We start from the raw sequence: 8938 nt of genomic DNA on the forward strand, positions 1-8938 counted from the left end.
GATCGTGGTGCTCGGCGGCTATACGTTCGCGCCGCAACTGGCCGCGACGGTTTCGAAGCCCATTCCGGACCTTGCCGCGCGCTCGAACACGGCAGCGCTCGGCGACATCCTCTACACGGACTACCTCTACTATTTCCAGATTGCAGGCCTTGTGCTGCTGGTCGCCATGATCGGCGCTATAGTGCTGACGCTGCGCCACAAGCCGGGGATCAAGCGGCAGTCGATCTCAGCCCAGGTTGGCCGCACGCCGGCAACGGGAATGGAAATCCGCAAGGTCAAGACGGGCGAGGGAATCTGAGATGATCGTCGGCATCGCGCACTATCTGACCGTATCGGCGATCCTGTTCACGCTCGGCGTGTTCGGCATTTTTCTCAACCGCAGGAACATCATCGTCATCCTGATGTCGAGCGAGCTGATCCTGCTCGCGGTCAACATCAATTTCGTCGCCTTCTCGGCAGCACTCGGCGATCTCGTCGGACAGGTGTTTGCGCTGTTCGTGCTGACGGTCGCAGCGGCTGAAGCGGCGATCGGCCTGGCCATTCTCGTCGTCTTCTTCCGCAACCGCGGTTCGATCGCGGTCGAAGACGTGAACATGATGAAGGGTTGACGGAAAACCACCATGTATCAGGCCATCGTCTTCCTTCCTCTGCTCGGCTTCCTGATCGTCGGCCTGTTCGGCACGTCGCTCGGCGCCAAGGCGTCCGAATACATCACCTCCGGCTTCCTGGTGATATCAGCCGTGCTGTCGTGGGTCGCCTTCTTCGCCGTCGGTTTCGGCGAGGGCGAGGTGTTCACCGTGCCGGTGCTGCGCTGGATCCAGTCGGGCGGGTTAGAGGCCGCATGGGCGCTGCGCATCGATACGCTGACGGTGGTGATGCTGGTCGTGGTCAACACGGTGTCGGCGCTGGTCCACATCTACTCGATCGGCTACATGCATCACGACCCGAACCGGCCTCGCTTCTTCGCCTATCTGTCGCTGTTCACCTTCGCCATGCTGATGCTGGTGACCGCCGACAACCTCGTGCAGATGTTCTTTGGCTGGGAAGGCGTCGGTCTCGCCTCCTACCTGCTGATCGGCTTCTGGTACAAAAAGCCGTCGGCCAATGCCGCCGCGATCAAGGCCTTCGTCGTCAACCGCGTCGGCGATTTCGGCTTTGCGCTCGGCATCTTCGGTGTGTTCGTGCTGTTCGGCTCGGTCAATCTCGGCACCATTTTCGCTAATGCCGCGACATTCATTCCGGCCGAAGGCGCCCCCGAGGGCGCTGCAGTATTGACCTTCCTCGGCTATGCGCTCGACAAGCAGGCCGCGATGACCGTCGTCTGCCTGCTTTTGTTCATGGGCGCCATGGGCAAGTCGGCCCAGGTGCCGCTGCACACCTGGCTGCCGGACGCCATGGAAGGCCCGACGCCGGTCTCTGCGCTCATCCATGCCGCCACCATGGTGACCGCCGGCGTGTTCATGCTGGCGCGGCTGTCGCCGCTGTTCGATCTGTCGCATTCGGCGCTGATCGTGGTCACCTTCATCGGCGCCTTCACCGCCTTCTTCGCGGCGACCGTCGGCCTCGTCCAGAACGACATCAAACGCGTCATCGCCTATTCGACTTGCTCGCAGCTCGGCTATATGTTCGTAGCGCTCGGCGTCGGCGCCTATGGCGCGGCGATCTTCCATCTGTTCACGCATGCTTTCTTCAAGGCGCTGTTGTTCCTCGGCTCCGGCTCGGTGATCCACGCCGTCTCCGACGAACAGGACATGCGCAGGATGGGCGGCCTCAGGACGCTCATTCCGAAGACCTACTGGATGATGGTGATCGGCACGCTGGCGCTGACCGGAGTCGGCATTCCGGTGACGGTCATCGGCACCGCCGGCTTCTTCTCCAAGGACGCGATCATCGAAAGCGCCTTTGCCGCGCACAATCCGGTTGCCGGCCTTGCCTTCGTGCTGCTGGTCGTCGCCGCCTGCTTCACCAGCTTCTATTCCTGGCGGCTGATCTTCATGACCTTCCACGGCCAGCCGCGGGCGAGCCACGAGGTCATGCACCATGTCCATGAATCGCCGCCGGTCATGCTGGTGCCGCTGTACATCCTGGCGGCGGGCGCGCTGTTCGCCGGCGTGATCTTCCATGGCGCGTTCATCGGCGAGGGCTATGCCGAGTTCTGGAAGGCGTCGCTGTTTACGCTCCCGGAAAACCACATCCTGCACGACATGCACGATGTGCCGTTATGGGTGAAGCTGGCGCCGTTTGTCGCCATGCTGATCGGCTTTGCGATTGCCTGGCAATTCTACATCCGCGCGCCGGAAATGCCGAAGAATTTGGCGGCGCAGCATCGCGGGCTCTACGCCTTCCTACTCAACAAGTGGTATTTCGACGAACTTTACGACCTCCTGTTCGTGCGGCCGGCAAAACGCCTCGGCCACTTTCTGTGGAAGACGGGTGACGGCACTGTCATCGACGGGCTCGGTCCGGACGGCGTTTCGGCGCGCGTCGTCGATGTCACCAACCGGGTCGTCAAGCTGCAGACCGGCTACCTCTATCACTACGCCTTCGCCATGCTGATCGGCGTTGCCGCACTCGTCACCTGGATGATGCTCTGATGACCGCCTGGCCGATCCTCTCGCTGGTCACCTTCCTGCCGCTGGTTGGTGTGCTGTTCATTCTGCTGATCAATGACGACAGCGAGAATGCCCGCCGCAACATCCGCGCCATCGCGTTGTGGACGACGAGCATCACCTTCATCATCTCGCTGTTCATCTGGACCGGGTTCGACAATTCGGAGCCTGGCTTCCAGTTCGTCGAGAAGTTTGCCTGGCTGGATTCCGGCATCTCCTACCATATGGGCGTCGACGGCATCTCCATGCTGTTCGTCATCCTGACCACCTTCCTGATGCCGCTTTGCATCCTGGCTTCCTGGGAATCGATCGAGAAACGCGTCAAGGCCTACATGATCGCCTTCCTGCTGCTGGAGACGCTCATGATCGGTGTGTTCTGCGCGCTCGACATCGTTTTGTTCTATGTCTTCTTCGAAGCCGGCCTGATCCCGATGTTCATCATCATCGGCGTGTGGGGCGGCAAGCGGCGCGTCTACGCCTCGTTCAAGTTCTTCCTCTATACGCTGGCCGGCTCTGTGCTGATGCTGCTCGCTATCATGGCGATGTTCTTCCAGTCCGGCACCACCGACATCCCGACGCTCCTGACGCACAACTTCCCGGCAAACATGCAGACCTGGCTATGGCTCGCCTTCTTCGCCTCCTTCGCCGTGAAGATGCCGATGTGGCCGGTGCACACCTGGCTGCCGGACGCCCATGTCGAGGCGCCGACGGCCGGCTCGGTGATCCTGGCCGCCATCCTGCTGAAGATGGGCGGATACGGCTTCCTGCGCTTTTCGCTGCCGATGTTTCCGATCGCCTCTGAGATGTTCGCGCCGCTGGTCTTCGCGCTGTCCGTCGTCGCCATCATCTACACCTCGCTGGTGGCGCTGATGCAGGAGGACATGAAGAAGCTGATCGCCTATTCGTCGGTCGCCCATATGGGCTTCGTCACCATGGGCATCTTCGCGATGAACCAGGAAGGCGTCCAGGGGGCAATCTTCCAGATGCTGTCGCACGGCCTCGTCTCCGGCGCGCTGTTCCTCTGTGTCGGCGTCATCTATGACCGCATGCACACGCGCGACATCGACGCCTATGGCGGGCTGGTCAACAACATGCCGAAATACGCCACCGTGTTCATGATCTTCACCATGGCCAATGTCGGCCTGCCAGGCACCAGCGGCTTCGTCGGCGAGTTCCTGACCATGCTCGGCGTGTTCCGGGTCAACACTTGGGTGGCGTTCTTCGCCGCCACCGGCGTCATCCTGTCGGCGGCCTATGCGCTCTGGCTCTATCGCCGGGTGATCTTCGGCGCGCTGACCAAGGACAGCCTGAAAGGCCTGCTCGACCTGTCGGCGCGCGAGAAGGTGATCATCTATCCGCTGGCGGCGCTGGTCATCTTCTTCGGCGTCTACCCGGCGCCGGTCTTCGATGCGACGGCCGAATCGGTCAAGGCGCTCGTCACCAATGTCACCGCATCCATCGACACCGCGCAAACCGCGGCGGCGAACTGACTAAGAGGTTTGCGAACCATGACGCCGGACCTTCTCTCCAGCCTGTCGCTTTCGACTCCAGAGCTGATCCTCGCCGTCGGCGCCCTGGCGCTGCTGATGCTCGGCGCCTATTCGCGCGCGAACACCACCACCATGGTGAGCGGCCTTGCCGTCGCCGTCCTGGTGATTGCCGGCGTCTGGACGATCTTTTCCACCGGGCAGGGCAATGCCTATGGCGAGGCCTTTGTCCAGGATCCCTTCGCCCGCTTCATGAAGGTGCTGGCGCTGATCGGGTCGGCGGTGACGCTGGTCATGTCGATGCGCTTCGCCAAGGCGGAGCATTTCGACAAGTTCGAATATCCGGTGCTGATCCTGCTGTGCACGCTCGGCATGATGCTGATGATCTCGGCTAACGGCATGATCGGGCTTTATCTCGGCCTCGAATTGCAGTCGCTGGCGATTTATGTGCTGGCGGCGATCAACCGGGACAATCTGCGCTCGACCGAGGCGGGGTTGAAATATTTCGTCCTCGGCGCGCTGTCGTCAGGCATGCTGCTGTACGGCATCAGCCTCGTCTACGGCTACACCGGCAACACCGGGTTCCAGGAGATCGCCACGGCGTTGGGCGGCGGCGAGCGGCAGCTTGGCCTCGTCTTTGGCCTGGTCTTCGTGCTGGCCGGCCTCGCCTTCAAGATATCGGCGGTGCCGTTCCACATGTGGACGCCCGACGTCTATGAGGGCGCGCCGACGCCGGTGACGGCCTTCCTCGCGGCGGCGCCGAAAATGGCGGCAATGGCGCTGATCGTGCGCGTTACAATGGGCGCGTTCAAGCCGATCGCCGCCGACTGGCAGCAGATCATCGTCTTCATCTCGATCGCTTCGATGGCGCTCGGCGCCTTCGCGGCCATCGGCCAGACCAACATCAAGCGGCTGATGGCCTATTCCTCGATCGGCCATATGGGCTACGCGCTGGTCGGTCTCGCCGCCAACAGCCAAGCCGGCGTGCGCGGCGTCGCCATCTACATGCTGATCTATCTGGTTATGACGCTCGGCACCTTCGCCTTCATCCTCGCCATGCGGCGCAAGGATGGCAATGTCGAACAGATCAGCGATCTCGCCGGCCTGTCGTCGACCAATCCGATCATGGCGACGATCCTCACCATCCTGATGTTCTCGCTGGCCGGCATCCCGCCGCTCGCCGGCTTCTGGGGGAAGTGGTACGTGTTCCTCGCCGCCATCAACGCCAACCTCTACGCGCTGGCGATCATCGGCGTGCTGGCCTCGGTGGTGGGCGCCTATTATTATCTGCGCATCATCAAGATCATGTGGTTCGACGAACCGGTCGGCGGCTTCGTGCCGATGGCGACCGAACTTCGCGTGGTGCTCGGCGTCTGCGGCGCCTTCGTGCTGTTCTATGTGCTGATCGGCGGGCCGATCGACACCTATGCCGAAGCCGCCGCCAAGACGTTTTTCTGACGGGATGGCATTTCGGCTGGCTCCAACAGCGGCCTCGGAAGGGTTCCGGCTCGAGGCACATGATACCGTCGGTTCCACTAATGCGCTGGCGCTGGACCATGCGCGTGCGGGAGATCCGGGCAAGCTCTGGGTCGTTTCAAAAAAACAGGAAAGCGGACGTGGCCGGCGCGGCCGGGTCTGGGCGACGCCCGAGGGCAATCTGGCGGCAACGCTGCTGGTGGTCACCAATGCCGAGCTTCGCTTGGCCGCGACACTCGGCTTCGTCGCCGGCCTGGCGCTGGCCGATGCGCTCGACGCCGTCGTGCCGAAGGGCAGGATCGCAATCGGCCTCGACGGCGGCAGCGATGGAAGAAACCGTTTCGAGCTGAAATGGCCGAACGATGTGCTCGCCTCCGGCGCCAAGCTTGCCGGCATCCTGCTGGAAACGGCGATACTCGAAGGCGATCGCTTCGCGGTGGCTGTGGGCATCGGCGTCAATGTTGTGGCTTATCCCAAGGATTTGCCTTATCCGGCGACATCGCTCAGCGCGCTGGGCGCTGCTTGCGATGCCGAGACGTTGTTTCTGGCGCTGTCGGATGCCTGGAGCGAGAATGCGCGGCTGTGGAATGATGGGCGCGGGCTTTCCGCCGTCAGGCGGCGCTGGCTGGCGCGCGCGGCAGGGCTTGGCGGGCAGGTTGCTGTCAGAATTGACGGTAATGTGGTGCGCGGCACGTTCGAGACCATTGACGAGGACTGCCGTTTCGTGATCCGCGACGATAAGGGTTCGGTTCTGACGATCGCCGCCGGCGACGTGCATTTCGGTGCGGTCGCGTCGGCCCAGGTTTGACGGGTCAGGTTTGACGGGCCCCAGTTTTGAAGGGCCTGGCTTGACCGCCAGGAAAGGAAAGATCATGGCGACAGCGGAAAACGCCGAACTCGTCTTCGTGCCGCTCGGCGGCGTCGGCGAGATCGGCATGAACTTCGCTCTCTATGGCTACGGCCCGGTCAATGCGCGCGAATGGATCGTTGTCGATGTCGGGGTCACGTTTCCCGATGCCAGCCTGCCTGGCGTCGACCTGGTGCTGCCCGACACGCGCTTCATCGAGGAGAGCGTCGCCAATCTGCGCGGCATCATCATTACGCACGCGCATGAGGACCATTACGGCGCGCTGCTCGATACATGGCCGAAGCTCAAGGCGCCGGTCTGGATGACGCCGTTCGGGGCCGGATTGCTGGAAGCCAAGCGGCAGGGCGAGCAGGGCGCACCGAAGATCCCGGTGACGATCTACCGCGCCGGCGAAAAATTCAGTGTCGGCCCGTTCGAGATCGAGGCCATCCCTGTCGCGCATTCGATCCCCGAACCGATGTCGCTGGCGATCACCTCGCCGGCCGGCACCGTCATCCACACCGGCGACTGGAAGATCGATCCGGCGCCGACGATCGGGCCGATGACCGACGAGGCCCGCTTCCGCGCCTATGGCGACAACGGCGTGCTGGCGCTGATCTGCGATTCCACCAATGCGCTGCGGGAAGGGGAGTCGCCGTCGGAAGTGGCGGTGGGCGAGGGCCTCAAGGGCGTCATCCAGAGCGCCAAGGGCCGTGTCGCGGTCACCACTTTTTCCTCCAATGTCGGGCGCATCGTCTCCATTGCCAAGGCGGCACGCGACGCCGGCCGCCAGTGCCTGGTGCTCGGCCGCTCGCTGAAGCGCGTCATCGATGTTGCCGGCGAGCTCGGCTATATGGACGGGCTGCCCGCATTCATCGCCGAGGAGGATTTTAGGTTCATCCCGCGCGAAAACCTCGTCATCATCTGCACCGGCAGCCAGGGCGAGCCGCTTGCGGCATTGGCAAAACTGTCGCGCGAGGAGATGAAATCGGTGTCGCTGACAGCAGGCGACACGGTGGTGTTTTCCTCGCGCACTATTCCCGGCAACGAGAAGGGTATCCTCGAGATCAAGAACCGGCTGATCGATCTCGGCATCAAGATCATCGAGGACGGCGATGCGCTGGTGCACGTCTCCGGCCATCCGCGCCGCAGCGAATTGCGCAAGATGTATCAATGGGTGCGCCCGCAGATCGGCGTGCCGGTGCATGGCGAGGCGGCGCATCTGGTAGCGCAGGGGTCGCTGATGTCGGTGTCGGGCATCGGCCAGGTGGCGCAGGTCCGCGACGGCGACATGCTGCGGCTCTATCCCGGTGCGGCGACGATCATCGACCAGGTGCCATTCGGCCGTATCTACAAGGACGGCAGGCTAATCGGCACCGACCAGGCGATGGGCATTCGCGACCGGCGCAAGCTGTCCTTTGCTGGCCATGTCGCGGTCAATGTCGTGCTCGACGACAAGTATGAGCTCGCCGGCGATCCCGATCTGGTCGCCATCGGCGTCGCCGAGGCCGACGCCCGCGGCGAGAGCCTGGAAGACCTGATGATCGATGCGGCAATCGGCGCCGTGGACTCCATCCCCCGTCAGCGCCGAAGAGATCTCGACCTCGTGCAGGAGGCAGTGCGCCGCGCCGTCCGCGGCGTCGCCAATGAAGCGTGGGGCAAGAAGCCGCTGGTGACGGTGTTCGTCACGCGGTAACTTTCGGAGCACGATATGCTCGGACGCCTGAACCATGTCGCGCTTGCTGTGCCGGATCTGGCCGCGGCGACAGCGGCCTATCGCGATACGCTCGGCGCTCAGGTGAGCCCGCCGCAGGCGTTGCCGGAACATGGCGTGACGGTGGTGTTCGTCGATGTCGGCAACACCAAGATCGAATTGCTGGAGCCGCTCGGCGAGGATTCGCCGATCGCAGCATTCCTCGAGAAGAACCCCTCGGGCGGCATGCATCATGTCTGCTACGAGGTCGACGACATTCTTGCCGCGCGTGATCATCTCAAGGCCAGCGGCGCCCGCGTCCTTGGCGACCCCGACCCGAAGATCGGCGCGCATGGCAAGCCGGTGCTGTTCCTGCATCCCAAGGATTTCTTCGGCACGCTGGTCGAACTGGAGCAAGCATGAGCTGGGTTTCGTTTCTCGCCCTGTTCTTCATCACATGGTGGGTAGTGCTGTTCGCCATCCTGCCGTTCAGTCTGAGGACGCAGGACGAGGATGAGGACGTGACGCTGGGCACTGTACCCAGCGCGCCGCGCGGATCGCATATGCTGCGCGCCGTGCTGCGGACGACAATCGTCACGACGGTTCTTCTTGGCATCTTCTATGGCATTACGAGGGGGCTCGGCCTCGGCATCGACGACATCCCGCACATCGTGCCGGATTTTAGCCAGAGACCCGAAAATTAGACCGCCGGGCGCGGCTGGTCACATCTTGCATGCAAGCACCAATCCGGGCTGGAAGCCGATGCAGGTTCCGAACCCGCTGTGCTGGCGCCTGGTAAGTGGTCTAGCAATTTGTCGTGCTAACC

The 8938-nt window shown here is 62.9% G+C and carries 9 protein-coding genes; all 9 read left to right on the plus strand.

Translation table 11 applies throughout. The annotated features are described in order from the left end of the window. Positions 1-298, plus strand: a 298-nt coding sequence (locus tag EOA85_RS19250) for an NADH-quinone oxidoreductase subunit J (RefSeq protein WP_206523327.1), incomplete at its 5' end; no start/stop codon positions are given. A gap of 1 nt (position 299) precedes the next feature. Continuing rightward, entirely contained in the window at positions 300-608 is a 309-nt protein-coding gene (gene nuoK, locus EOA85_RS19255) for an NADH-quinone oxidoreductase subunit NuoK (RefSeq protein ID WP_127210790.1), read from the plus strand. A 12-nt stretch (positions 609-620) separates the two neighbouring features. Continuing rightward, a complete protein-coding gene (nuoL, locus tag EOA85_RS19260) occupies positions 621-2594 on the plus strand; it encodes an NADH-quinone oxidoreductase subunit L (RefSeq protein ID WP_127210791.1) in 1974 nt (657 codons plus the stop codon). After that, positions 2594-4099, plus strand: a complete 1506-nt coding sequence (locus EOA85_RS19265) for an NADH-quinone oxidoreductase subunit M (protein ID WP_127210792.1) — start codon at positions 2594-2596, stop codon at positions 4097-4099. Before nuoL ends, EOA85_RS19265 begins: the two co-directional genes overlap by 1 nt. Positions 4100-4117: 18 nt before the next feature. After that, positions 4118-5554 (plus strand): NADH-quinone oxidoreductase subunit NuoN, encoded by a 1437-nt coding sequence (nuoN, locus tag EOA85_RS19270; RefSeq protein ID WP_127210793.1) that lies wholly within the window; start codon positions 4118-4120, stop codon positions 5552-5554. A gap of 4 nt (positions 5555-5558) precedes the next feature. Continuing rightward, on the plus strand, positions 5559-6380 hold the full coding sequence (locus EOA85_RS19275; protein WP_065012299.1) for a biotin--[acetyl-CoA-carboxylase] ligase: 822 nt from the start codon (positions 5559-5561) through the stop codon (positions 6378-6380). A 64-nt stretch (positions 6381-6444) separates the two neighbouring features. Then, positions 6445-8115, plus strand: coding sequence for a ribonuclease J (locus EOA85_RS19280; protein ID WP_127210794.1), 1671 nt, complete (start codon positions 6445-6447; stop codon positions 8113-8115). Positions 8116-8130: 15 nt separating this feature from the next. After that, positions 8131-8535 (plus strand): methylmalonyl-CoA epimerase, encoded by a 405-nt coding sequence (gene mce / locus EOA85_RS19285; RefSeq protein WP_127210795.1) that lies wholly within the window; start codon positions 8131-8133, stop codon positions 8533-8535. Beyond that, complete coding sequence (locus tag EOA85_RS19290; protein ID WP_127210796.1) at positions 8532-8816, plus strand: DUF1467 family protein; 285 nt, start codon at positions 8532-8534, stop codon at positions 8814-8816. The genes mce and EOA85_RS19290 overlap by 4 nt, the downstream gene beginning before the upstream one ends. Positions 8817-8938: the final 122 nt, after the last annotated feature.

This window comes from Mesorhizobium sp. M5C.F.Ca.IN.020.29.1.1 (assembly GCF_003997375.1).
GTDB classification, from domain to species: Bacteria; Pseudomonadota; Alphaproteobacteria; order Rhizobiales; family Rhizobiaceae; genus Mesorhizobium; species Mesorhizobium wenxiniae.

What these genes read in the sequence shown, in the direction of transcription:
- nuoK (WP_127210790.1), top strand. Translation starts at nt 300, where the DNA reads ATGATCGTCGGCATCGCGCACTATCTGACCGTATCGGCGATCCTGTTC.
- EOA85_RS19290 (WP_127210796.1), top strand. Translation starts at nt 8,532, where the DNA reads ATGAGCTGGGTTTCGTTTCTCGCCCTGTTCTTCATCACATGGTGGGTA.
- EOA85_RS19265 (WP_127210792.1), top strand. Translation starts at nt 2,594, where the DNA reads ATGACCGCCTGGCCGATCCTCTCGCTGGTCACCTTCCTGCCGCTGGTT.
- EOA85_RS19275 (WP_065012299.1), top strand. Translation starts at nt 5,559, where the DNA reads ATGGCATTTCGGCTGGCTCCAACAGCGGCCTCGGAAGGGTTCCGGCTC.
- EOA85_RS19280 (WP_127210794.1), top strand. Translation starts at nt 6,445, where the DNA reads ATGGCGACAGCGGAAAACGCCGAACTCGTCTTCGTGCCGCTCGGCGGC.
- mce (WP_127210795.1), top strand. Translation starts at nt 8,131, where the DNA reads ATGCTCGGACGCCTGAACCATGTCGCGCTTGCTGTGCCGGATCTGGCC.
- nuoN (WP_127210793.1), top strand. Translation starts at nt 4,118, where the DNA reads ATGACGCCGGACCTTCTCTCCAGCCTGTCGCTTTCGACTCCAGAGCTG.
- nuoL (WP_127210791.1), top strand. Translation starts at nt 621, where the DNA reads ATGTATCAGGCCATCGTCTTCCTTCCTCTGCTCGGCTTCCTGATCGTC.